This is a genomic window from Bombella pollinis (assembly GCF_026385485.1).
GTDB classification, from domain to species: Bacteria; Pseudomonadota; Alphaproteobacteria; order Acetobacterales; family Acetobacteraceae; genus Bombella; species Bombella pollinis.
This window is the reverse complement of sequence record NZ_JANIDX010000003.1, coordinates 247,611-273,185: the sequence shown is the minus strand read 5'-3', so window position 1 is coordinate 273,185 and position 25,575 is coordinate 247,611. Positions and strand designations below refer to the sequence as shown.

Here is a 25,575-nt window from a genome sequence, read left to right as displayed (position 1 = left end):
TTTCCAATAACGCGGGAATCCTCTAACATACGGAAAGCATTCCTCCTTTCCGCCCTTCGGACTTATAGGCTCATGATCAGCACCAACGATATCCGCTCTCAATTCCTCAGCTACTTTGAATCTCACGGTCATCAGATTCTACCCTCTGCGTCTCTTGTGCCACAAAATGACCCATCCCTTCTTTTTACCAATGCGGGGATGGTCCCTTTTAAAAACGTCTTTACCGGGCAAGAGAGCTTACCCTTCAAGCGTGCAACAACAGCCCAAAAAGTCGTCCGGGCGGGCGGGAAGCATAACGACCTTGATAATGTTGGCTATACAGCCCGGCATCATACTTTCTTTGAGATGATGGGTAATTTCAGCTTTGGAGACTACTTCAAAGCGGAAGTGATTGAATTCGCTTGGACACTCCTAACCAAGGGCTTCTCCATCCCTGCGGAAAAGCTGCTTGTTACTGTCTATGCAGATGACCATGAAGCCGCAGAATTGTGGAAAAAAATCGCAGGTCTTACGGACGAAAAAATCATCCGCATTGCTACCTCTGATAATTTCTGGCGCATGGGCGATACTGGCCCTTGTGGCCCCTCCTCCGAAATCTTTTACGACCACGGCCCCTCTGTTGCTGGGGGCCCTCCCGGTAGCCCTGATGAAGATGGCGACCGCTTTGTCGAGATTTGGAATCTCGTCTTTATGCAATTCTTTGAGGAAGGTGAGGGCAAACGCTCCAACCTCCCCCATCCTTCTATTGATACCGGCATGGGGCTAGAGCGGTTCGCTGCCGTTATGCAGGGTAAGAAGGATAATTACGATACAGATACCCTCCGCGCTTTAATTGAGGCCTCTGCGGAGTTAATGCATCAAGATGCTGATGGGCGTTTTAAAACCAGCCATCGCGTTGTGGCTGACCATTTACGCTCTACAGCCTTCCTCATCTCCGATGGTGTTCTCCCCTCCCGCGAAGGGCGCGGCTATGTCTTACGCCGCATTATGCGCCGTGCCATGCGCCATCTCCATCTCATGGGCGCGAAGGAGCCCGTTTTTTATCGCCTCCTCCCCGCGCTCATCCAACAGATGGGCCATGCCTACCCAGAGCTAAACCAGCATAAAGCCCTCATTGCTGAGACCATGAAAGGCGAGGAAGAACGCTTCACCGCCTTACTTGGCCGTGGGATGGCTCTGCTGGAAGAGGAAATGGGACGACTCTCCAGCAAAGGGCAGCTCCCCGGTGATGTGGCTTTTAAGCTTTACGACACATTTGGCTTCCCGCTGGACCTTACCCAAGATGTCCTCCGTGAGCGCGGCCATAAAGTGGATGAGGCAGGCTTTGAAAATGCCATGGCTGAGCAACGCCAACGTGCCCGTGCGGCCTGGGTGGGCTCTGGCGATAGTGCTGTAGAGACTGTGTGGTTTGATGCGCGCGACCGCTTCGGGGGGACGGAGTTCCTCGGCTATGTAAGTGAAGCCGCGGATGCCCAAGTGCAAGCTATCTTCCGCGGTAGTGATGAACTCGCCGAGGCAAAAGCGGGTGATGAAGTCGCTATTCTTCTCAACCAATCGCCTTTTTATGGGGAGAGTGGTGGGCAAGTGGGCGACCACGGCACGCTCACAGGCCCCGGTTTGAAAATCGACATCACCGATACGCAAAAGAAGAACGGCACGCTCATCGTGCATTATGGCCGCGTGGTGGAGGGTGTCCTCAAACCCGGTATGGATGTCCATGCCGAAATCGACCATACACGCCGGACGGCCGTGCGCGGGCATCACTCTGCCACACATTTATTGCATGAGGCCTTGCGCCGTCACATTGGCGAGCATGTCACCCAAAAAGGTAGCCTCAACACGCCGGATCGTTTGCGGTTTGACATCAGCCAGCCCCGTCCCCTCACTGAGGAGGAGCTAAAGCACATTGAGGCTGAGGTTAATGCGCGCATCCGGCAAAATAGCCCGGTTGAAACGCGCCTCATGACGCAGGAGCAAGCCATTGAGAGCGGGGCTATGGCCCTCTTTGGTGAGAAATATGGCGACGAGGTGCGCGTTGTCTTCATGGGGGATGAGGATGAGAAAAACCGCCAAGCCTACTCCATCGAGCTTTGCGGCGGAACGCATGTAAACCGTCTGGGTGAGATTGGCCTTTTCCGCATCCTGTCCGAAAGCGGGGTCTCATCTGGTGTGCGCCGCATTGAGGCCGTATGTGGGGCCGCAGCAGAACAGGCTATTCGCACTAGTGAGGACCGCCTTGCCGAGATGGCCGCTCTGCTCAAGGTCACACCGGCTGAGGCTCCCGCTCGTCTTGCCGCTTTGTTAGAGGAGCGCAAAGCCTTAAATGCGCAGATTTCCTCTCTGCAACATAAGCTAACAACGGGGGATGGTGCGGCATCAAGCGAGACAATCAACGGTGTTACGCTTGCAGCCCGCTTCTTGGAGGATGTAAACCCCAAGGACCTCAAAGGACTAGCTGAGGGGCTGCTCAAACAGATTTCCTCCGGCGTTGTCGCGTTAATCTCCGGGGCGAATGAGCGTGGCAGCATCGTCATTGCCATTAGCAAAGACCTCACCACACGTTTTGATGCTGTAGCCCTTGTCCGTGAGGCTTCTGCCCTCATGGATGGTAAAGGTGGCGGTGGCCGTCCCGACATGGCCCAAGCCGGTGGGACTGAACCCGCTGCTGAAGCTGTGTTTGAGATGATTCGCCGTAAACTTACAGAGGGTTAAGGTCTTTTCAGCTAGACGGAGATTAAAAATCTTTTTAAGGGTGCGGAGCGATAGGGCTGTATCTCTCTATCGCTCCACCTGCCATTACGCCATCTTTTATTTTTGTATGAGGCGTCTTAACCGGGGAAACAAAAATATGGTCTTTCACCGTAACACTCTGCTAGAGCTGCTGGATGGCGTGCAGACTTTCGAGAGCGAAGTGTATCCACAAAAGCAGGATCTATTCCAGAGTCTAGCTTACGATCAGACCCCGCCAACCTTGTTCATCACCTGTGCGGATAGCCGCATCAGCCCTAGCCTGATTACACAGACAGAGCCGGGTGAGCTGTTCCTCATCCGCAATGTCGGTAATATCGTCCCCGCCTATGGCAATATGGTTGGGGCAATCGCCTCAGCCATTGAATATGCTGTCGGTGCGCTCAAGGTAAAGAACATCATCATCTGCGGTCATTCTAACTGCGGGGCTATGTCGGCTCTCATCGACTTAGCTACGGAACCGGACAAGCTAAAACATATGCCCACCGTCCGCCGTTGGTTGCATAATGCAGAGGCCGCCGCTGCGACTATTAGTGACCTCCGTGCCGAAGATGTCGGCCCTAAGGATGTGCGCGACCTTGCGGAAGCAAATGTTCGTTTGCAGATTACACATCTAAAAACCCATCCCATCGTTGCCAAAGCCCTCTCCCGTGGGGAGCTAAATGTACAAGGATGGTATTACGATATTAAGAAGGGCCGTGTTTATATTCTTACTGAGGATGCCAAAACAGAACATTCCGTCAAAGAGGCTATCGCTATCCTTAGAAAAAATAAAAACCCCAATGATGTTTAATCATGCCATCATGACAAACTATAAAAACCGCCTGCGCGCGCTCGTAGGCGGTTTTTTATGTGCCATGCTCTTTGGCTTCCTCTCATCCGCTCAAGCCTCTACCCCGCTTAAACTCACAAGCTGGAATATGGATTGGCTCACCCTCCGCCCCGCTAATGACCCCGCCTTACCGCCCAACGTCCCTACCCGGACACAGGCCGATTTTGCTGCCTTGCGCGCTTATGCAGAGAAGCTCCAAAGCGACCTTATCGCCTTTGAGGAAGTCGATGGCCCAGACGCAGCACGACAGGTTTTCCCCCCGCAGGATTATGATCTGTTCTTTGCGCCTGACCCCATCATCCAGCAAGTCGGCCTTGCTATGCGGCGCGATAAGGGGCTGACAGCAACCCTCAACCCGGAGCTTACGGCCCTCAATATACTACAAGAGGGCCATCACCATCCCCTAAGAGGGGGGCTAGACATCACCATCCATCATGGGGATGCCCATTTACGCCTCCTCATCCTGCACTTAAAAACAGGCTGCTGGGCCCAGCCACTGACCTCTAAAAAACGGGCTTGTCGGCTGCTTTATCAACAATTTCACGTCATTGAAAATTGGATTTTAGACCGTCAAGATGACGGTATCCCTTTTGCCATTCTAGGCGATTTTAACCGCCGCCTCACCCCGCTCGACCCACTTATGCAAACCCTGCAAAGCGATGCCCCCCTCACCCTGACCACTGCTGGCTTCTCCAGCCCATGTTTAGGAGGGCGGCAATTTATCGACCATATTATCCTCGGCAACCAAGCGCGGGAGTGGCTTATTGCCGATAGTCTAAGGGTTATGGTCTTTCCCCATACAGCACGGGGCATAACCCTCTCGGATCATTGCCCCGTTTCTGTCCAGCTAGCTTTGCCTTAAGCCTTCTCAACAAGCCCAATCTGCTTAATATCATGGAAGCTGAGGGCCTCATTCATCTCCATAGCGCGATTCATCATAAAGCCTGAACCAGCGAGAAAGACGGGGTCTCCATCCAAATCATCAGCCATGGCACTACGATTGACAGCCGTAAATTGCTCCAACGCCGCCTTTTCGCCCGTAACCCAACGCGCTAGAGTGAAGGGCGTGCTCTCAAAACCAACAGGCACGTTATATTCAGCATTCAGGCGGGATTGTAGAACATCAAGCTGCAAGGTACCCACCACCCCGACAATCGGCGGTGCTCCATCTTGAGGGCGAAAGAGCTGGACAACCCCTTCCTCTGCTAATTCAACCAATGCTTGGCGGAGTTTCTTGGCCTTCATAGCATCATCTAAACGCACACGGCGAAGAATTTCTGGTGCAAAATGAGGCACACCGGTAAAGCGCAGCTCCTCGCCATCGGTTAATGTATCCCCAATCCGCAATGTGCCATGGTTCGGGATGCCCACCACATCACCTGCAAAGGCTTCCTCCACCAACTGACGGTCTTGGGCGAAGAAGAATTGCGGCGTGTGCAGGGCGAATTGTTTACCAACCCGCACATGTTTAAGGCGCATACCACGCGTTAAACGGCCAGAGCACACACGCGCAAAGGCCATGCGGTCCCGATGGTTAGGGTCCATATTGGCTTGAATCTTAAAGATTAAGGCCGTGACATTCTCCTCCGTTGCCTCAACCTCACGCGTCTCAGAGGATTGCGCGCGCGGTGGCGGCCCGTACGCAACAAGCGCATCCAGCAAATCCGTAACGCCAATTTCCTTCATCGCGGAGCCGAAAAAGACGGGCGTTAAATGGCCCTCATCAAAAAACTCTTGCTCAAAGGGGGGCAATACGCCCTCAGCAAGCTCTACCTCCTCCCGCATCAGCTGCAAGCGTTCATCATCCTCTGCTAACTCCCCTTTGAGATGCAGAGATTTGGTGCGGATATCATAAATCCCGGCAAATTTTGCAGCACGCCCAACCGGCCATGTCGCAGGGGAGACATCCAACGCCAATGCGCTAGAAATCTCATCAAGCAGCTCAAAGCAATCTTGTGCCTCACGGTCCATCTTATTGATGAAGGTGACGATGGGAATATCCCTCAACCGGCAAATCTCAAAGAGTTTCCGCGTCCGTGCCTCAATCCCCTTTGCCGCGTCAATCACCATCACGGCGCAATCCACCGCCGTTAGCGTGCGGTATGTATCTTCAGAGAAATCCTCATGGCCCGGTGTGTCTAGCAGGTTAAAGACACAGCCCCCGTAATTGAAGGTCATCACCGAGGTAACAACAGAAATACCACGGTCCTTCTCAATGCTCATCCAGTCCGAACGGGTGCGCCGCCGCTCCCCCTTGGCCCGCACATTCCCAGCTAGCTGAATCGCCCCACCAGCGCGAAGGATACGCTCTGTCAACGTGGTTTTACCAGCGTCAGGATGGGAGATGATGGCAAATGTGCGCCGGCGTGACACCTCCGCTGCAATATCACCAGCTTTAGGAGACTCGGACATAGGGACTTTCCTCACTTATGAGCATGAAACAGCAAACGCCGGACGGTACAAACCGCCCGGCGTCTCTTATACGGCTCAAAAACCGTCTCTTAGCGGGAGTAGAACTCGACCACCAGATTCGGCTCCATCTGCACCGGATACGGCACATCGGAAAGCTGCGGCACGCGGATGAAGGTACCCTTCATCTGGCGATGATCAACCTCGATATATTCAGGCACATCGCGCTCAGCACTCTGGACGGAATCCAGAACAATCGCGAGCTGCTTGGACTTCTCACGCACCTCAATCACATCCCCTTCCTTCACGAGGTAAGAAGGAATATTGACGCGCTTACCATTCACCAACACATGGCCGTGGCTGACAAACTGACGTGCAGCAAATGGCGTCATAGCAAATTTCAGGCGGTAAATAACCGCATCCAGACGACGCTCCAACAGACCAATCAGGTTCTCAGACGTATCACCCTTGCGGCGCACAGCCTCATCATAATAACGGCGGAACTGCTTCTCGCTGATGTTACCGTAATAACCCTTCAGCTTCTGCTTCGCCATCAACTGAACAGAATAGTCAGATGGCTTCTGACGGCGACGCTGCCCATGCTGGCCGGGGCCATATTCACGGCGATTAACGGGGGATTTTGCACGGCCCCACAGGTTAACGCCAAGGCGGCGGTTAATTTTATACTTGCTCTCAAGACGTTTTGACATCGGTTAAACCCGTATTCTCTCTCAGACGTACCGATTCTGCGCGGCAGCCCTTTGTTGCACCGGTAGGCTCTCTCCCCATGTTCAACAATGGTTAGACAGAACGGAATCGCCTACGACCATACGGAAGAACAACGCCACAGCGCGCTGCCTCCCAGCCAGACCATCCACATTCCCGGCAATGAGGTTGCGAGTACATGAAGGGATGAGGAATGTCAAGAAACAGGAAGCAATCGCTACCATCGCCTTATAAAAACTATAAAATTAAGATGCGTTTTTATAAGTCCATCTTGGAAAACGCCTTCGCTATCCCGTAATATTGCCCCATCATACCTCTTTGTCATTAAGGGAGAATGCTTCCTCATGGAGCAAACCCAAACCAACACCGGGCCACAGCTTACCCCACCACATGGGTTTGCCCCGGCCATTGCAGCCCTCATGCTGGGTACCTTCACCATTGGCACGGGCGAATTCGCCATGATGGGCATTCTGCCCGCCTTCTCCAAGGCACTTCATATCTCTGTCGAGCATGCAAGTTCCGTCATCTCCGCCTATGCCTTAGGGGTCGTCATTGGCGCACCTGTAATGGCGATTACTGGGGCGCATCTATCACGCCGTACCATTCTGCTTCTCTTGCTCACCCTCTTTTGCATCGGCAATATCGGCACTGTTCTTTGCTCCGCTCTACTTCCGATTGAGGTCATGCGCTTTATCACCGGGCTTCCACACGGGGCCTATTTTGGTATCGCCGCCTTGACCGGGGCTTCCATGACCGTACGCGCCCGGCGTGGGCGAGCCATTGGCATGGTCCTCTCCGGGATTATGATTTCCACCGTTATTGGAGCTCCCCTCAGCACCTTCCTCTCCCATTATATCTCATGGGAGGTCATTTATGGGGCTTTGTCCGTCCTAGGCCTGCTCTGTATTGCAGGAGTATGGGGTCTCATCCCGGCCGATAAACCGCGCCATGATAATAATGCCCTCTCAGAACTTACTGCCTTTAAAAACCCTCATGTTCTGCTCACCCTCCTTACAGGGGCTATCGGCTTTGGAGGGATGTTTGGGGTTTATACCTTCCTCACCTCCGCGCTTGCCCAAGTTACGCATCTAAGCCCTTGGATGGTTACGCTGTATCAAGTCATCTGGGGCTGTGGCATGGTCGCTGGCAATGCCTTTGGCGGGGCCATGATTGATAAAAACCTCGACCTCACAACCATTTTCAGCCTCATTGCTAGCATTATCTTCATGCTTGCCTTCTGGGTTTTTCTCCCATCCCCTGCGGCAATGGTTGTGATTTGTTTCTTCCTTCCTGCCGCTACGATTATCCTAAGCCCTGCTATGCAAGCGCGCCTTATGGATGTTGCAGGGAATGCGCAAACACTCTCCGCCTCGCTTAATCATTCCGCCTTTAATATTGCTAATGCATTAGGGGCATCCTTTGGGGCGTTCCTCGTTGGGCATGGGCTGGGGATGAATGCAGTCGGCTGGGGCGGGGCCATACTCTCCGCTGGAGGGCTGGTGATTTACCTTCTCACCCTCCATGTTGGCCGCCGCCATCCCCTTTAACCCCAAAACGCAGCGCGTGCCTTACGGATGTTGTGTTGCAATGGGCACTGGCTCTGGTGCTGTTTCAGCCAAAGAGCCTTCAATATCCGCCAAGGCTGCGCTGCTGCCCAACGTCCCTGCTGCATAAGCGAGGGATGCAGCAGCACTCAACATACCGTAATAGCTGTCAGAAACGGAAAGACGCGCATTAAGAAGTGTATTTTGCAGCTCTAGCATACGCGTCATCGTCCCATCACCAGAACGGTAAGCGGTCAGAGCAGCATCAAAGCCCGTTTGGCTAGCCTTTTGCAAGCTAAGAGCCGCTTGATAGGCGGTAATCCCCGTATGGAGCATCGCCTCCGCGCTCACGATAGTTCGTACTGCGTTATTTTGTGCATCTTGCAGCGCAGCACGGGCACTATCCTCGCGCTCATGAGCTTGCCGCAAACGGTTACGGCGTAGCCCACCATCATAAATTGGGACAGAAATCCCCGCCGTGATCGTACTCCCAAAGGCATGGATACGGTCATTCAAAGACGCAACCGGCCCTAAAGGTAAATCGCGAAAATGCAGGTCATCAAAATTATACCCCACATTCCCATTCATGAAGATTTGTGGCCGATAACTCGCCCGCGCCCCCTCAACAGCACTTTGTGCCGCCCGCAAACTTGTATAAGCAGCCAAAACATCCGGCCTGCGTGAGACAGCTTGATGAACCATCTCCTCACTAAGGCGAATATCATCAACCTTAATATCGCGCTTATTATCTGTCTGCACATGCAAAGGTTGCGAAGGATTCAACCCAACGGCTGTAAGCAGCTCTAGCCGATAGGTTTCGACATCGCCTTCCGTGCGTGCCAGAACCAACTCCGCCTCGGCAACGGCTTGTTCAGCCTGAGACGTATCCACCACAGTCCCTTCGCCATTGCGTAAATTAGCCGCCGCAGCGCGAGAAATCTCATGCGCGTTCTCAAGCGATTGCTTCACTAAGGCAACGTTATTTAACGCTGCAGAATAGCGATAATACGCCAACGCTACTTGATGAATAACCTTCTGATGCTCACCAGTAAAAAGAATATTCTTACCTAAGCTAATCTGGCTGGCTTCCTCCATCGTGGCACGACGTTTGCCGAAGTCGAACAATAGCCATTCCAGTCCCACTTGTTGCCGCTCGATTGTGCCATGAATCTTCGTATTACTATTCGTTGAGGCGTCACCGCGAATCCTGTTATGCGGCTCCAACACCATATATCCCCCCATAGCACTTGCCGTTAAATGAGGGAGATATTGCGAGCGCGCGATGCCTGTCTCCGCCGCGCTCTGACGTGCCGCATCCCACGCCATACGCGTTGAGGGGTTAAGGGACTGCGCTGCATCAATCAAATCCGCCAAATTATAAGCGTGATCGACCTGAACGGAAGCTAAAGCAGGAGCCTGAGGCATACTATGGTCCGCCGCCAACCTAAATCCCGCTGGCATACGCAAGCCCCGCGCGCCACGCTCTGCATGAGGGGTAGCCTCTCCCCCTGCAAGGAGATGACCTTGCGCATTAGTCCGCTGTGCCCAAGGGCGGTCTGGTGCCGTGGGCGCATCCTTCATCGCCCCTGTTTGGCAACCGCTAAGAGCTGTGCTGCCTACCAACCATGCACACAGCCACACCGCCTTGCGCCACCGCCCGCCCGGCGCGCTATATTGGCAAGATGACACAACTGGCCAGCTTTGTGCCTTTTGTCCTTTATTATGCCTCATGCGTTTTTCCCAATCCCTGCCCATCATCACGATTGCCCCTCTCCTTGTGCAGGGGCTGGCGCATCTTCTTTTAAAATCTGGTCCAACCGAATGACCTTTTTCTCCTGATGCTCTGCTGTGGCCCCAAATAAGCATCCTGCATTCATAACAGCCCGCCGTAAAAACACCTTATATTGCCGCAGCCTATGTTGTGTTGGGCGCATATAAGAAGGCTCTAACATAGCAGAACGCAACGAACTCATCGCACCACTAGCAGCCTCCTGCACCCGAGCGGCCTGAAGCATACGTTGGTCATGATTCCACTGCGTTACGTCTTGCCCTAATAAAGCATCTAACGCTTTGAGCTTTTTCATCGCCCCTGTCATCGCACTGCATGGCCAAAAGACCGTGTGCACAACAAAGGTAATGGTTAGTCCAATCAAAATCCCGATAATACGATCGCGCGGGATGGTAAGATCTGTCGCTGGGGCAAATTGCACAAGGTCCGATAAAGCAAAGGCTATGATCATCTGCAAACCCATATAGGAAATCCGCTGATCACCGGCCTTTACCCACGACCCGATAAAAATCATAATCCCAACAACGATCAATAATTCTGCCACACTCGTCAGGTGAGGCATCACCCACACGATGAGCCCCATCGCCATACTACAGCCAATCAGTGCCCCAAAAATACGAAGCCGCTGCTTATCCAACACAGCCCCCATTGTTGGGAGAGACACAACAAAGCAGGTGATGATGCACGTATGCACCCCTGTCCAATTCAACTGCTTATAAGTGATAATCGCTATACAGACAGAAACAGTCCCCTTGACGGCAAAGCGGACATTCTCCTTATCCCAAAACGCCCCCGGTATAAAGAAACCCGGCTTTTTGGGAGGGTTTTTTGCTGGCGGCTGATTAGGAGGGAGCTGGACCTCCTCTGCCGTGAGCGGTTGCGTAAACGCCTGAATTAATCGCTCTATCTCTTGCGCTAAAGGACCAGAGCAAACCGTTTGCTCGTCTATCTCGGTTGGTCGCCTATTCTCGGCAAAACAATCCCCCAATGCCTTCACCTTACCAGCAAGATGAGCGCAATCCTCATCGCTGATAGGCGCATTATTCGTCAAACATTGCTCAACGACTTGCAAAATACCAAAGCTATTTAAAGCAGCACGCCGTAGATAAGAAAGATCCATCCCCGTCCAGCGATGCTCTAACGCTGCAAGGCCGAGAACGCCAAACATACCGCTTACACCCTCACCGACACTATCGGTGATTGCCTCTTGCAAACCTATCGGAATTGGCTGGCCTTTTGCACGGCGGGTTAGGCATTTTGCTGATAAGAACAACCGCTCCACAATCTGATCGGTCAAAACATGCTCTGGCGAGGGCGAAAGCCAACTCCCAATGAACCCTATCAATCCCCCAATAATGAGGAACACACGCCACGCATAAAGTACAAGACGAGCAACTGCATCGCCTATTTGCATACTATCTAAGGTTACAAGCAGGTAAGACAACACCAACCCACCCACAACACTAATGAGACCTAATATGGTGGTGGTACTCAAAAAGAAAAACACAAAGCTCAGCAACAAGTTAAACACCAATGTTGCAAAGAAGTTGTTGATAGTTGTCGCCACACCAACGTAAAGGACACCCGTTACGACCGAGAAAAAGACCACATACATCACGGCGACTTTCATATTCGCCACTCTGTTATTCTGCCATAAGGCGGCCAAGCTCAAGGTAAGCAGGCTCAACATTGGCAGCTGCCATATCTCACCAATCAGCACAGCCCCCATACAAATGAGAGCATTGCGCAAGGCCAAAGCAGTGCGGCCGCGTGTCGGCCTAATCGCCAACCGCCATACCCGCAAAACCGCATCAATGTACGGTTTAAGCATGGCAAGCAGCACCATGGAGAATCTCCACATTGGCCGTCGCCCCTAATCGTAATAAATGTTGGTTTTCAGCGGCATGCTCAATCCGTATCCGCACAGGGAAACGCTGCGCAATATGCACCCAGTCCATTTGCCGCTCCACATACGGAGCCCCGCGGTCATTTTCCTTCATGTAATCAGTCAACACACCCCAACCGACACTCTCCACAACCCCACGGAGTGGGTGGCTACGGTCGATCATGGAATACACAGTGGCACAATCCCCTTCATGAATCGGGGCAAGATTGATTTCACGAATAGGGGCAAGAGCATACCATTGGTCTTTTGATACCAACGTAAACAGCACCTGATTGGCCGCAAGGACCTCCCCTTCCCGCACGCCTAGGCTGGTTACAAAGCCATCAAGATTCGCTGTAACGCGCGTTTGGCGTAGTTCATAACGAGCATGCTCCACCGCTGCGACAGCTTCTTTGAGAATCGCTTCAGCATGCTTCACATCACCAACGGCGACTTGGCTCGCCTGCTCGGCATGTTGGGCTTCGGCCAAGGCATCAACAGCCGAGTTAAACCGCGTCACAGCTTGGTCATAAACCTGCCATGAGACATAATGTTGCTCAGCCAAAGGTTTAAGACGCGTCACCGTGCGCCATGCAAGGTCTTTCTCATCCTCTGCTTGATGGTGCCTACGTTCACTTGTTGCAGCCTCTGCCATACGCACAGCCAAAGCACGGCGGGCGTCATTAAGGTCTGCCTCGGCTTGCGCTTGGCTCGCCTCGGCCCGATGCAAGGCAATCTCGTAAGGTTCAGGGTCGATTTGATAAAGCAAATCCCCCTTATGAACAGGCTGGTTAGGCTCCACAGCCAGATGCTGCAAACGCCCCCCTACCAGAGCTGCAACATGAACGCTCTCTGTATAGATAATCGAACTATCACTATCAGGATGCAGCCCTGATTCATGATCCACATACAGGGCCACAAGCAACGCCCCCACAAGGGCAGAAAGGGCCAACACGCTCCCCACAGGGAAGCTGCCTTTAATTCGTTCTGTTTTCATCAAAGCACCCTTACTGCCCAAAAAGCACCAGCCAGCCTATCAGACCGACCAATGACCCAAGGGAAAGATACGTCACCAAATGAAAGCGCAATAAGCCATCCACATGCAAAGCAAGGAAGATTGTCCGCAGCAAAACCGCCCCGATCCCCCCAATAACAAGGCAGATTAACCAAGCGGGGAAATACGCACCCACTATGGGAAAACTAGGCGCACCCACCCATGCCCATCCTTTTGATGGAACAAGACTTAAAGACACAACCCACCATGGTATGCCATCACGAGAGGGAAAAGCGACCTTAGGCAACTTCATACAAGATTCTACTCCAACCATCAGAAAAATACATACTGTCGCAATATGGGGTGCTTACCCTCTTGGATGAATACGCTACAGCGACCACACACGCTTTGTTCACTGAATTATATATGTTTTAGCAGGTACGATGCGTTAAGGATATAGAGGACCAAGCCGTCTTTCAAACAGATTGAACCCATCACATACACAAACCCTACCCCCTAAAGCCCTTCCTTATACAGTCCCTATAACGCTATGACGATACGCTCCCAACACGGCGATAGAGCAGCATATAGAGGCGTAACCCTAATGCCACAGCAGTAACCCCTAGCCCTGCTGCAAGGCCAATCCACAAACCTTTAACACCATAACCCTGACAAAAAGCCAGCCAATACCCCAAACCAATGCCGACCAAGCCATAAGTTACAATGCTAATGACCATGGGTACCACCGTATCACCACAGCCACGCAAGGCACCGTTACACACTGCTTGTATCCCATCTACAATCTGGAAAATCCCCGCTATTTTTAAAAGCAGAACCGTTGTTGCAAACGTCCCAGCATCGGGCGGCGTCCCCGTATAATAAAGCCGTGCAATCCAATCCGGGCTAAGCATCAATACAAGGCCTGTCAGAATCGTCCACAACAATACAAGCAGCAACGCCCCGCTAGAGGCCCGGCAGGCTTCTAATGGTCGTTTTGCCCCACGCCAATAAGCCACCCGCACATTCGCCGCTTGCCCAATGGCTAAACACACCATGAAAAAGAGGGAAATCGTGTTCAATGCCACTTGGTGCGCTGCCAGACTATGCGTCCCTAACCGCCCTGCATTTAATGTAGTGATTTGAAAGAGCAAAAGCTCTGCCGTGGCGGTCACCATCATCGGCAAACCAAGGTGCAAAAGCTCCTTAATAAGCGACAGACGCACCTTCATAGGCTTCAATAACGCCCGTAAATTGGCTTTACGCAGGCATAGCCCCAACAAAACAAGGCTCGCCCCCCACCCTGTGAGCATGGTGGCATGGGCCGAGCCGAACAGCCCATAAGCCGGTAGACCAAACCAACCATGAATTAGAGCCGCATTCAGCACCCCATTGCACACGGCCATAATCGGCATTGTCCATAATAAGAGCGATTCTGCTCCCAAGGACGGCAAGGCCACACGGCATAACCCTAACAGAACGAGATTCGGCAATAGGGCATAGAGCAATACATCAATAAACCGCCCCCCTTGCGTGACGACAAGGTCGGGCTCTCCCATCCATGTGAAAATCGGGCTGGAGCATAATAAAATCAACAAGCACGGTATAAAGGCCAGCAAGGCGACCATAACCCCAGCACTGATGATGCTACGTTTATCATGCCCTCCATGATGGCCATGCTCCACCCCACCACGCGCATGGGAGAGCAGCACGCCGACTCCACCCAACACCGCTTGGAAGGAAATCATGGTCGTAAAAAAGAAATTGTTGGAAATCCCACCAATGGCAACCGCATCGACCCCTAAACTCCCGAGAAGGATCGTATCTGTCACCCCCATGGCCATCTCTGCCAACTGAGCGAGGGCAAGAGGCAAACTAACCTGAATGAGAGTGCGAATATGCGCGGACATCCCTACTCTAGGGTGTTTTATGTGGATTTTTGATGCAGACATACCATTCTCTTAACGCATATAACCCAAGACGCAACTATGAAAGTCGTAATTCCCCTGTTGCACCAGACGCATCTCTGTCGCATTGAACAGATTATGACTACGAAGCAGAGCCACATCACCGTGCCCCCCGCCTTGTTCAGCCTAAAGCTGCATGACAGCCACCGCCGTGAGACTGTCCCCTTTCTTCCCGAAGACCCGGCGCATATCCGCCTCTATTTTTGTGGACCAACGGTTTATGACCGCGTCCATCTGGGCAATCTGCGCTCTATGCTTAGTGCAGATATTATGGTGCGCCTGCTTCATGCTCTTTATGAGCGCGTCACTTACGTCCGCAACATTACTGATATTGATGATAAAATCATTCAACGTGCCGCAGAGAATGGGGAGGACATCACCCACCTTACCGAACGCACAACAAAGGACTTCCACCAAGACCTCGCTGCACTAAATATCCTACCCCCCACTATTGAGCCGCGTGCTACGCATCATATCCCTGACATGCTGGCGATGATTGAGCGTCTCATCACCCAAGGCCACGCTTATGAAGCTGACGGGCATGTGTTGTTTGATGTTACCTCCTTCCCCAGTTACGGCGCGCTCTCTGGTCGGTCGCTAGAGGATATGCAGGCCGGAGCACGTGTGGAGGTTGCCGATTATAAACGCCATCCCGGTGATTTTGTCCTCTGGAAGCCTTCCAACGCAACAGAACCCGGCTGGGATAGCCCCTATGGGCGCGGGCGGCCCGGCTGGCATATTGAATGTTCCGCCATGGCAGAACGCTATCTAGGGGAGAGTTTTGATATTCATGGCGGGGGCAATGACCTCCTATTCCCTCATCATGAAAATGAGCGTGCCCAATCGCTTTGCTGCCATCCTCATAGCCATTTCGCCCGCCATTGGCTCCATACGGGGATGCTGCTCTCTGGTGGGGAGAAGATGTCCAAATCGCTGGGCAATTTCCATACAATCCATGAGGTGTTAGAGCGCGCACCCGCAGAGGCCCTCCGCCTGCTTTTCCTTGGGGCGCATTATCGCTCTACTCTGGACTTCACATGGGAGAAGCTGGAGGAAGCACGCCATATTATGGACCGCTTCTACCGTGCTTTGGAGAAAACCCCCACCACGAAAGACGATTCACGCCCTGTTGATGTCCTTAATGCGTTATGTGACGACCTCAATACACCACAGGCACTCAGTATTCTGCATCGTTATGCTGATGCGGCGTTAGAGGGCCAACAGGAGGCCGCTAATCAGCTCCTCGCAGGGGGGCAGCTTTTGGGCCTCTTTACCATGAGCCCGACTGAATGGTTCCAAGGGGGAACAGAGCTAGACCCTGCTACGATTGATGCCCTCATTGAAAAACGCCTCGCAGCGCGTAAGGTGCGCGATTTTGCCCTTGCCGACCAGATACGCAATGACCTCGCCGCCCAAGGGATTCTGCTCGAAGATGGCCCTAACGGCACCACTTGGCGCAAAGGATAAACAACAATGACAGGCCGTAATGGTGGGGCAGACCTCGCCCCACCCGCTCCATTCGACCCCGTTATCATCCTCGTGCGCCCGCAATTAGCGGAGAATATCGGCACCACAGCGCGCGCTATGGCTAATGGGGGATTATTTCACCTCCGCCTTGTTGCCCCGCGTGATGGCTGGCCCCAAGCACGCGCATGGTACGCGTCCTCTGGGGCTGACCGCATCTTAGAAGCTGCAACTGTTTTTGATACAGTCGATGACGCGATTGCAGACCTTCACCGTGTTTTTGCCACCTGTCCACGGCCTCGCCACGTCATTAAACCGGTGATGACAGCCCGTGGAGCGGCGGCTGAGTTACGCGCTATCAGTTCCCGCCACCTTAAAGCGGGCATCCTTTTTGGGCCAGAGCGCGCAGGGTTGGATAATGAGGATATGGCCCGTGCCGATACGCTCATCCGTTACCCGCTGAATCCGCGCTTTATGTCGCTTAATCTGGCACAAGCGGTCTTAGTCATGGCTTATGAATGGTATCTTACAGAAGATACCGTACCTGAGCGTTATTTTATGACGAATGAAACACACGTCGCCACAAAGGGGGAGGTTGAGACCTTTATGACCCACCTCATCCACGACCTTGACGAATGTGGCTTCCTCCATCATGAACAAAAGCGGCCCGGTATGGTCCGCAATCTCCGCCATCTCTTTGCCCGTGGCGAAGTGACTGAGCAAGAGTTACGGACCCTCCATGGGGTCGTCAGTGAACTCTCCCGCGCGCGTAAAGCCCGCCACTTGAAAAAGTAACGCTCTCTTTATGTTCTTCCAAAGCCCGCATGACCTCCTCCTACGTTATAAACAAAAGCGGCAACAACAACGCCCTCCGGCACAAAGTAGTTTTCTCTCGCAAGATAATATCTTTAACATCCCTGTAAAAAGGCGTACGGGGGTACGTCTCTTAGGGGACCTATATCATATCAGCCTAAGCATAGGCTGGACTGCCTTTTTTGCCGCCACCACAGGGGCTTATTTCTTCATCAATCTCCTCTTTAGCCTTTGCTTTTTTTGCCTACCCCATGGGGTTAGCAACGTCCAAAAGAACGATTTTTGGGCGGATTTCTTCTTTAGTGTGCAAACGCTCTCAACTGTGGGGTATGGTTACCTCTACCCGCAAGGCTATCTGGCGAATGCCATTGCCTCTATAGAAGTATTCGTTGGCGTGGTGTTTACCGCCATCATCACCGGCTTAGTCTATGCACGCTTTTCCCGCCCTCGTGCAGCCGTCCTCTTTAGCCGCGTGGCCACGCTTTCCCAGCGGGGCGAGCATATGTGCCTCAATTTCCGTGTTGGTAATTTGCGGCGCACCCCCCTCATCAATGTAGAGCTTGAAGCAATTATCGCCCGCACACAACAAGATGATACAGGCCGGGAGACCCTCCAGCTAGACACATTGCCATTAACCCATGGCCATATTCCGCTGCTCCCTGTTAGCCTCTCCTTCACCCATACCGTTACGGAAGAAAGCCCGATTTATGAGCGGGATAAAGAGGCTCTGCTGCAACAACAAGCGGTCATCCTGCTCACCCTCACCGCAACGGACCCCGTATCCGCACAAAGTGTGTTTTCATACCGCATGTATAAAGCCGATGACCTTCTCCCAAAGTCACGCTTTGTTAGTCTGCTCCAGCCAAATAATGATGGTGTCTTAGAGGTCGATTTCAGCCTCTTTCACTCGACCATCCCTGATGGCACAAGCGATACAAACAACGCACCTTCCCCACAAGAGCCGGTGGAGGCCCAGCAGCAACCAGAAGATGCTCCTACTCCTCCCTCCGAGCCGCAGGGATAAATTATCCCTGCACCGCGTCCTCTAAGCGTTGCAGCACACGCCCGCGGCCCATAAGCGGTAAAAGCGCAGCAAGCTCTGGCCCAGCATCCTCACCTGTTAGAGCCAAACGTAAGGGCAGGAAGAGCTTCTTGCCTTTACGGCCTGTCTCAGCCTTTATGAGGTCGATCCAGCGTTTCCACACTGTTTCATCCCACGGCTCTGCGGGTAAAAGCTGTGCTGCTTGGCGGAGGAACGCGCCATCTTCAGGCTGCGAGGGCGCGACAATATCCCCCTGCACCACAGCCCACCAATGTGCAATTTCTACCGCAAGGTCGATATTCCCACGGATGGCCAACCAGAATGCCTCATCAGCCCCCTCTGGCAAACGTGGCCGGATTTCCTCATACGACATGCTATGCAACACGCGCCGGTTCAACCCCAAAAGCTGTGGAACATCAAACCGTGCGGCAGAGCGTGATACATGGCTAATATCATAGCCTTGAATAATCTCCGCCATATCTGCCACTTGCGGGTCGTCCGAACTTCCCAACCGGGCAAGATAAGCCACTAAGGCCCGTGGCTCTATCCCATCATGCCGCAAGGTGGAGAGAGACAAACCGCCTAAACGTTTGGAGAGCTTACCGCCATCCTGCCCCAAAAGCAGCGGCAGATGCCCAAAGGTGAAATGCCCCACTTTGGTGCCGATAGCCTCGGCAATATCCAACTGCACACCCGTATTGGTCACATGGTCTTCCCCACGCAGAATATGGGTGATGCCCATATCCACATCATCAATAACAGAAGCCAATGTATAAAGGATGCTCCCATCCGCACGGACCAATACCGGGTCGGACACGGCACTTAACTTTACATGGCACTCCCCCATCACAAGGTCTTGCCATGTCCGCGTTGTCCCGCTGAGCTTAAACCGCCAATAAGGCACCTTGCCATTTGCCTCGGCGCGAGCGCGTTGCTCCTCTGTCATCCGCAGCATCGCACGGTCATAAAGCGGGGGCTTCCCCTCTCGCAGACGTTGCTCGCGCTTATATTTCAGCTCCAACTCACTCTCAAAACAAGGATATAACCGCCCATCAGCTTTAAGCTGAGCAATGACTTCCTCATAACGGGCTAAACGCTCAGACTGCCGAGCATATTCGTCCCAGTCTAACCCAAGCCATGTGAGGTCCCGGCCAATCCCCTCCTCATACGCTTTGCTGCCGCGTTGTGTATCTGTATCATCCATCCGCAGCAAAAAGCGGCCCCCATGCCGCCGCGCGAACAGCCAATTCGCTACGGCAAGACGTGCATTACCAACATGGAGCTGCCCTGTGGGCGAAGGAGCAAAGCGTACTTTCATAATCATTCCGTCTTTTGGTCTCATAAATCTAAAAACTAAGGGGCGGCGTTAGGGTTAGGATTCAGCCTGCTTGCGGCGGATGATTTCCGTCACAAAGGCCTCGTCATCATCCTCATCAGCAAGGTCATCATCATGCGCAGTGTCCGAAAAACCCTCAAGAGCGGCTTCATCAACAAGGCGGCGCGGGTCTAAGGCACGCCAATCACGCTCCATCGGAGTGGCAGGGCTGGAGACAAAATCATCCAGCTCCGTGCTGGCCTTCCATCCATCCTCACCAGCATCCACAACCTCAGCATTCTCCCCAAAGGCGAACCAACTTTCCAGCACATCGCGCTCTGCAGCCCCGGGGATACGGCACCGCTCTATACTATCGCGCACATAAGCACGCGCAAAAGCATTGGCATGGGCGAGGTCTAAAAAACCTTTGACCTCCTCCACCACGTCATCATCACCCGCACTCGCCCCGGATTGGTCGAGGATACGCACCACCCAGCCAGTCTCCCCCGGCTTGGCAGTGGCGGCTTGCTCTGGCTCCTCCCCTTCGCTCACTTCCCCGCGAATACCAGTGATGAAAGCGCGCTGCGCCTCTTTATCAGCCTCATCCATCATTTGGCTCTCTCCTGAAGTTTCTGCAAAAGGAACTCACGGCCAATCTTCACCCGTGGCACCTCATCATAAGCAACAATATCCGCCGTTGCATAAGTCTCCGACCAGCGATCAGGCAGAAAAGACCCAGTGCCCACAATATCAATCGGGGCAGACGCATCATGCATGGCTGTGCATTTAGCAATGCCAAAGCCAGAGGAGACAATAATCTTTACCTTTGTAAAGCCTGCCTCATCCAACGCTTCACGCATCCGCCATATCGCTGCGGCAGAGACCCCCGTCCCCACCAAATAACGCAGCTCTTTCTCCGAGCGATAACGCCGAATCGTACCCGGCGTGTGACGCTCCAACACTTCATAAGAGCGTTGCGGGTCTAACCCTTCTAAAAACCGCCCGCCATGCGTATCTAGCCGCACACTCACATTCCCCGCTGCTGCACGCTCTGGGAAGCGGCGGCAGACAGCCAGCGCATCGCTCACCTCTTGGCCAAAATAATCAACTAGAACGGTTAAACCTTCATCGGGGAAGCGTTCCACATACATTTCTGCGGCCCGCAAGGTAGAGCCTGCATAGCCAATAAAGGCATGTGGCATCGTCCCTAGCCCACGCTCCTGCCCAAAAAAACGTGCCGTATCGTGATTCGCATTGCCGATAAAGCCAACAGCCCCTTCCTTCTGCGCGGCGCGAGAGCCCACAGCGGCGGCATAAGCCATAAGCTCTTGCATCTCCGCCCCCGCGCAATGGCGTGCATCCATCGCGAGGAAGGGCACTTTGGGTAAGGCCAAAGCCATTTGATACGCGTTATGTGCCGCAACACAAGCCGCCCCTGTTTTTTGGAGCAACAATGTCTCTAACGGCGCAAGGGCCTCCAACGAGCCTGTAAGGTAAAAGAGCGGGTCACCCGCCCCAACCCATGTCCCCTCTGGATGGACCTCTGTAATCTCCACCGCAAAACCTTGATGCTGGGCAACATTCTCTACCCAGCGCAGAGCCAAGCCATAAGCCGCCACAACCGGGCGACGGATAAAGACGGCATAGGTTACTCGACTATCCCCAAACTGGCGGACAATATCGCGCATTCTTAAAAAATACGCATCCGTCCGCCCCTCAATCTGGGCCGTCTCCAACTCTTGCCGCGGGGTTTTTGCCTGTTTGAGGGCCTGATTCCAACTGCTCACACGACCACTCCCTTATAAAGAGCCCGCCAGCACGCGATGGGCTGGCCGTTCTGCTCACCCTTTTGCAAAGATACGCGCCATCCGCTCGGAGAGCTGGAAGGCAATCTCCAAAGATTGCTCCGCATTCAACCGTGGGTCACAGAATGTTTTATAGCATGTTGGCAAGTCAGCATCGGTCAAACCACGCGGACCGCCGGTGCATTCTGTCACGTTATAGCCTGTCATCTCCAGATGAATCCCGCCAGGGATACGCCCTGCTTGCTCAAACACATCCATAAAGCCGGTAATCTCCCCCAATACATGCTCAAACGCACGCGTTTTATACTTATTGGAGGATGTCGTGGTGTTACCATGCATCGGGTCGCACACCCATGTCACACGGCGGCCTGTTTGGGAAACAGCCTCCAATAAAGGCGGCAGAAGCTCCCGCACCTTTTGATGCCCCATACGGGAAATCAAGGTAATGCGACCGGCCTCATCCTCTGGGTTGAGAATATCTAAGAGTTTTTTCAAATCCTCCACTGTGGTGGTCGGCCCGACCTTGATCCCAATCGGGTTATCCACCCCACGGAGGAACTCCACATGCGCGCCATCAGGCTGGCGCGTGCGATCCCCAATCCAAAGGAAATGAGCCGAGAGGCCATAATGCCGCCCGGTCGTCTCATCAATACGTGTCAAAGCTTGCTCATAAGGCAGCAGCAATGCCTCATGAGAGGTAAAGAACTCCACCTCATCATATTGAGGGGCATTATCATCCACACCACAGGCCTTCATAAAAGCAAGGCTGCCTTCAATCTGGCTGGCAAGCTGCGCGTAACGCTCCCCTTGGGGGGATTGCTGCACATAATCCAACATCCAGCGATGCACATCATGCAGATTAGCAAAACCGCCATGGGAGAAAGCCCGCAGTAAATTCAACACACCAGCGGCTTGAAAATACCCCATCTCCATACGGGCTGGGTCTGCTTTACGCGCTTCAGCGGTGAAGTCCGGACTATTGACGTTATCCCCGCGATAGCATGGCAGCTCCACCCCATCGCGTGTCTCGATATCAGAAGAGCGCGGCTTCGCATATTGCCCGGCCATGCGTCCGATTTTCACCACAGGCACTTTGGCTGAAAAAGTCAGCACGGCAGCCATTTGCAACAGAACGCGGAAGGTATCGCGAATAATATCGCCGGTGAACTCCCCAAAACTCTCCGCACATGGGCCGCCTTGCAAGACAAAGGCCTCCCCGCGTGAAGCCGCTGCTAACCGCGCTTTGAGCCTGCGCGCCTCCTCCCCAAAAACGAGTGGTGGATAGCGATGCAACCGCGCCTCAACCTCGGCAAGAGCGTTCTGGTCCTCATAATGCGGGGCTTGGCGGATGGGCCGCGTGCGCCAACTCTCGGGAGACCATGAAGCTTTGCTCTGCCTATCTGACTGCTGCATCTTACTCTCCTACAACATGGGGAACGGGGCGGATTTACCATACCTTTTAGGGCATGATCAGGCTGTTGGCACCTTGTTTTATGGCTGAAATACGTTGCAAATGGTAGAGTTTGCAGCAAATTAATCGGCTATCTTCACGCAGATCTGCCATCTTTCTCTCTGAAAAAACTTGATTATTACGCCCCATATAGCGAGTATAATGCCCTAGAAGTAGCTTTACCACGCAGGACGTAATCACATATGGCTTCGCGCTTTTCTTTCCCCCTCATGCGGCTGACAACACTCGCAGCCTTGGGGCTTGCCACCTCTCTTAGCTCTCACGCTGTTGCGCAGAGCGTCCATTTTAGCACCCCTTATCAGGACGACTCCTCCAGCAAAGTTAGCAGCAAAAAATCGACACAAAAAACCACAGCACCTACCACCCATGGTGGTGAGCATTTCCACGCTACAGGCCATCGCCCCCCACCGCCGGGTTATCAGGATGTACCCTCCACAGAATTTGAGAATGGGCCAGACCCGGACCACGAAGCCCATCTGCGCTCTAACCGAGATGCTGTCACAGGGAGCAACCTTGGGCATTTCGGTAGCGCGTATCAAGATAGCAACCCCATCCAAGGCGGCAAAATGGGCGATGCAACAGGCAATGGCTGGGTTGCCCCGCGTGGCAACGGCTTTTAATCGCCCTGTGCCTCTCTAAAAGCAGGGCGTTACCCCCGATTACGCCCGCGTGCGAGTAGGAACTCATATTCTTTACGGAAGAAGTTTCTACTCGCCATATATTCAAAATGAATAATCCGCAACGAGCCAATCCCCACGGCTAGATCATGCCGTGTTGTACTTGTACTGTGGCTTTGCTGGTATTTTTCTATTAGGAACTGTTGTTCCTCTAAAAAAGCTTTACTGGTAGAGCGCGGAAGATGGCCGCCTGCTTCTGTCAGATGGATAATATCTTTCACCATCTGCTCACCTGTTTGTAGCGCATTTTCGGGCAATCGCTTTTGCAACGCCAAATCCCGCAAGGTGATGAGATGCCGTCCTACCGTCATCACCGCCAATGTCCCACGGACCATACTATTCACGTCATGCTGGGGTAATTTCCCTGCAAAACGTATGACCTGCTCCATGCGTTGTGTGGTTTGGCTTGTCCAGTCGTTTTGAGCTTTCTTACGGCCTTGCAAAGGCTGTTTAAGCTGGCGAATCTCCTCCACAAGCTGGCGGCGTAACTGCGCCCATGCTTGCTTAGTGGAAAATGGCATTACCGTTTTAAAAATCTGCACCCCACTGCATAACGCCAAAAGCAAAGCAAGGGATTGGTTAAACCACTCCACCTCATTTATGCGCGCCTGATTATCCAACCCCAACACCCAAGGGAAGAAGTTCACATAGGACGCCGCAATACCAATCGTTGGAGGATAGCGTAAAGCCACCCCGCCCAGAAACATAAACACCGCAAAAGGAAGAGAAAATACCAAGTAATTAGAGGTCAGCGGCATTACAAAAAAGACGGGAATAATACTGGCCAATACCGCCCATACCGCTCCGTAAAAGAAGGATTTACTCACTAGGATCATATTATCCATAATGGAGAAACGGGCGCAAACCACAGCCAATAGGCTTAAATAAGCCCACCCGTAGGACCATGCGGTTACTTCCCATATTAATGCACCTAAAATCATCGCCACTGCAGCACGCACCGCATTGGTAAAGGCCAACCTCCCATCCGCAATACGGTGAATATGATGCCGCACCAAGACATGCCGCTTCCGCTTCTGTAACCCCACAAATTGGGATTCCACAGCCGAGCGGAAATCCACCAACATGGCTTCCACCCCCACCCCGGCGATGCTTTGCTGGATGGAATCATCATCATTCAGCGGCAGGCAACGTTCTAATTCCTCCCGATTCTCCTGCAACATAACATCCAACCGCCCCAACCCCGCGACCACTTGGAGAATGTCTTTTTTCAATAAATTGGAGAGGTCATCCATTTCCTCAGCAACACGCTCCAGCCCCTTGGCTAAACGCTCTGGAATATGCGAGGCAGAAGCAAGGCGGGAGCTCAGCCCCACCCCACGCGCAAGAACAAGAGCTACACGCTCTAACGTGACATAAGCGCGGTCCGCATCTTCCCCTGCTAAGCGGGAATCAATACGGATAAACTCTAACTGGTCATTAAAACTTTGAAGTGAGCCAAGCAACCGCGTCAGCCTCTTAATCCCCTCATCATCACGTCGTAAAACATGCCCTAATGCGATGGCTGTTTGGCTCAACAACTCTGCAATACGCTTTTGCAATTCCGCCTGTGCCGCACGGTCCGCCCCCGGTACAGCAATCATTCCCGCGACCATCTCACAAACAACGCCGAGTAAAATATAAGAGCCGCGCGCCATGGCGATATAGAACACATGATCCGGTTGCTCGGCTGAGGCAAGGGCGATAATGGCCCCCGTATAGCCAGCGAGAACCATCGCATAACCACGGAAGTTATCCAGCAAACAGGCAATACCCGTACACCAGCCAACCCATCCTGCTAAAAGTAAGAAGAAAATCCATGGATGTTGCGGGGCAATGGCGATGAGGCCAATCCCCCCCACCATCCCCAGCATGGTCCCAGCAATACGCCACCGCCCTTTAGAGAGACTCATCCCGCGAGAATTCTGGGCGACAATCCACACCGTCATAGCCGCCCATTGCGGCCCGCCCATCTCCATCTTCAAAGCGATGGCAAGAGCGACTAAGCAGGCGATGGTTGTTCTAAGGGAGAAGAAAACGGCACTCAGAGTTGTGGGCTGTAACTTGGGCCAACTCATGCCTATCTCACCCCTTTAATAA

The 25,575-nt window shown here is 53.1% G+C and carries 21 protein-coding genes; 8 read left to right on the top strand and 13 right to left on the bottom strand.

Going from position 1 to position 25,575, the window contains the following annotated elements:
* Positions 1-72 precede the first annotated feature (72 nt).
* The 3 genes from alaS (at position 73) to NQF89_RS04555 (ending at position 4,442) form a co-directional block, all read left to right on the top strand.
* On the top strand, positions 73-2,712 hold the full coding sequence (alaS, locus tag NQF89_RS04565) for an alanine--tRNA ligase (protein WP_155579159.1): 2,640 nt from the start codon (positions 73-75) through the stop codon (positions 2,710-2,712).
* Positions 2,713-2,848: 136 nt separating this feature from the next.
* Complete coding sequence (locus tag NQF89_RS04560; RefSeq protein ID WP_155572926.1) at positions 2,849-3,541, top strand: carbonic anhydrase; 693 nt, start codon at positions 2,849-2,851, stop codon at positions 3,539-3,541.
* Positions 3,542-3,551: 10 nt separating this feature from the next.
* Positions 3,552-4,442 carry an endonuclease/exonuclease/phosphatase family protein gene (locus NQF89_RS04555; RefSeq protein ID WP_230873251.1) on the top strand — a complete coding sequence of 297 codons (891 nt, stop codon included), beginning with the start codon at positions 3,552-3,554 and terminating at the stop codon, positions 4,440-4,442.
* Here the strand turns inward: NQF89_RS04555 and NQF89_RS04550 are convergent.
* The 3 genes from NQF89_RS04550 to NQF89_RS04540 all read right to left on the bottom strand — a co-directional run bounded on the left by NQF89_RS04550 (position 4,439) and on the right by NQF89_RS04540 (position 6,939).
* A complete protein-coding gene (locus NQF89_RS04550) occupies positions 4,439-5,992 on the bottom strand; it encodes a peptide chain release factor 3 (protein WP_266137618.1) in 1,554 nt (517 codons plus the stop codon). The genes NQF89_RS04555 and NQF89_RS04550 overlap by 4 nt on opposite strands.
* Before the next feature lie 89 nt (positions 5,993-6,081).
* A complete protein-coding gene (gene rpsD, locus NQF89_RS04545; RefSeq protein WP_043560719.1) occupies positions 6,082-6,699 on the bottom strand; it encodes a 30S ribosomal protein S4 in 618 nt (205 codons plus the stop codon).
* 81 nt (positions 6,700-6,780) lie between these two features.
* Positions 6,781-6,939, bottom strand: a complete 159-nt coding sequence (locus NQF89_RS04540; protein WP_266137617.1) for a hypothetical protein — start codon at positions 6,937-6,939, stop codon at positions 6,781-6,783.
* A gap of 120 nt (positions 6,940-7,059) precedes the next feature.
* On the opposite strand from NQF89_RS04540, the gene NQF89_RS04535 reads away from it, so the two are divergent.
* Positions 7,060-8,262 carry an MFS transporter gene (locus NQF89_RS04535; protein ID WP_266137616.1) on the top strand — a complete coding sequence of 401 codons (1,203 nt, stop codon included), beginning with the start codon at positions 7,060-7,062 and terminating at the stop codon, positions 8,260-8,262.
* Between the two features lie 21 nt (positions 8,263-8,283).
* Here the strand turns inward: NQF89_RS04535 and NQF89_RS04530 are convergent, their stop codons facing one another.
* The 5 genes from NQF89_RS04530 to NQF89_RS04510 all read right to left on the bottom strand — a co-directional run bounded on the left by NQF89_RS04530 (position 8,284) and on the right by NQF89_RS04510 (position 14,834).
* Positions 8,284-9,990: a TolC family protein gene (locus tag NQF89_RS04530; protein ID WP_266137615.1), complete on the bottom strand. Its 1,707-nt coding sequence runs from the start codon at positions 9,988-9,990 to the stop codon at positions 8,284-8,286.
* Positions 9,991-10,016: 26 nt separating this feature from the next.
* Positions 10,017-11,879, bottom strand: a complete 1,863-nt coding sequence (locus NQF89_RS04525; RefSeq protein ID WP_266137614.1) for an FUSC family protein — start codon at positions 11,877-11,879, stop codon at positions 10,017-10,019.
* Positions 11,872-12,930, bottom strand: coding sequence for a multidrug transporter subunit MdtN (mdtN, locus tag NQF89_RS04520; protein WP_266137613.1), 1,059 nt, complete (start codon positions 12,928-12,930; stop codon positions 11,872-11,874). The genes NQF89_RS04525 and mdtN overlap by 8 nt, the downstream gene beginning before the upstream one ends.
* A 10-nt stretch (positions 12,931-12,940) precedes the next feature.
* A complete protein-coding gene (locus NQF89_RS04515; protein WP_196424581.1) occupies positions 12,941-13,240 on the bottom strand; it encodes a YtcA family lipoprotein in 300 nt (99 codons plus the stop codon).
* Between the two features lie 235 nt (positions 13,241-13,475).
* Positions 13,476-14,834 carry an MATE family efflux transporter gene (locus NQF89_RS04510; RefSeq protein WP_155579270.1) on the bottom strand — a complete coding sequence of 453 codons (1,359 nt, stop codon included), beginning with the start codon at positions 14,832-14,834 and terminating at the stop codon, positions 13,476-13,478.
* Positions 14,835-14,969: 135 nt separating this feature from the next.
* Here NQF89_RS04510 and cysS point away from each other — a divergent pair, with 135 nt between their 5' ends.
* From cysS to NQF89_RS04495, 3 genes are read left to right on the top strand one after another with little or no spacing between them, the layout of a single operon-like run.
* The gene (gene cysS, locus NQF89_RS04505; RefSeq protein ID WP_266137612.1) at positions 14,970-16,358 is read left to right on the top strand and encodes a cysteine--tRNA ligase; all 1,389 of its coding nucleotides are present in this window, start codon (positions 14,970-14,972) and stop codon (positions 16,356-16,358) included.
* 6 nt (positions 16,359-16,364) lie between these two features.
* The gene (locus NQF89_RS04500; RefSeq protein WP_155572918.1) at positions 16,365-17,150 is read left to right on the top strand and encodes an RNA methyltransferase; all 786 of its coding nucleotides are present in this window, start codon (positions 16,365-16,367) and stop codon (positions 17,148-17,150) included.
* Between the two features lie 10 nt (positions 17,151-17,160).
* Positions 17,161-18,192 (top strand): ion channel, encoded by a 1,032-nt coding sequence (locus NQF89_RS04495; RefSeq protein WP_155572917.1) that lies wholly within the window; start codon positions 17,161-17,163, stop codon positions 18,190-18,192.
* Between the two features lies 1 nt (position 18,193).
* On the opposite strand, the gene gltX is transcribed toward NQF89_RS04495, so the two are convergent.
* The 4 genes from gltX to NQF89_RS04475 form a co-directional block, all read right to left on the bottom strand.
* Positions 18,194-19,528 carry a glutamate--tRNA ligase gene (gene gltX, locus NQF89_RS04490; RefSeq protein WP_155572916.1) on the bottom strand — a complete coding sequence of 445 codons (1,335 nt, stop codon included), beginning with the start codon at positions 19,526-19,528 and terminating at the stop codon, positions 18,194-18,196.
* 54 nt (positions 19,529-19,582) lie between these two features.
* The gene (locus tag NQF89_RS04485; protein ID WP_230873250.1) at positions 19,583-20,137 is read right to left on the bottom strand and encodes a hypothetical protein; all 555 of its coding nucleotides are present in this window, start codon (positions 20,135-20,137) and stop codon (positions 19,583-19,585) included.
* Positions 20,134-21,213, bottom strand: coding sequence for a nicotinate phosphoribosyltransferase (locus tag NQF89_RS04480; RefSeq protein ID WP_196424609.1), 1,080 nt, complete (start codon positions 21,211-21,213; stop codon positions 20,134-20,136). Before NQF89_RS04480 ends, NQF89_RS04485 begins: the two co-directional genes overlap by 4 nt.
* Before the next feature lie 153 nt (positions 21,214-21,366).
* Positions 21,367-22,743 carry a class II 3-deoxy-7-phosphoheptulonate synthase gene (locus NQF89_RS04475; RefSeq protein ID WP_155572915.1) on the bottom strand — a complete coding sequence of 459 codons (1,377 nt, stop codon included), beginning with the start codon at positions 22,741-22,743 and terminating at the stop codon, positions 21,367-21,369.
* Between the two features lie 240 nt (positions 22,744-22,983).
* On the opposite strand from NQF89_RS04475, the gene NQF89_RS04470 reads away from it, so the two are divergent.
* On the top strand, positions 22,984-23,421 hold the full coding sequence (locus NQF89_RS04470) for a hypothetical protein (RefSeq protein WP_230873249.1): 438 nt from the start codon (positions 22,984-22,986) through the stop codon (positions 23,419-23,421).
* 29 nt (positions 23,422-23,450) lie between these two features.
* Here NQF89_RS04470 and NQF89_RS04465 read toward each other — a convergent pair whose 3' ends face one another.
* Complete coding sequence (locus tag NQF89_RS04465) at positions 23,451-25,553, bottom strand: FUSC family protein (RefSeq protein ID WP_155579157.1); 2,103 nt, start codon at positions 25,551-25,553, stop codon at positions 23,451-23,453.
* Positions 25,554-25,575: the final 22 nt, after the last annotated feature.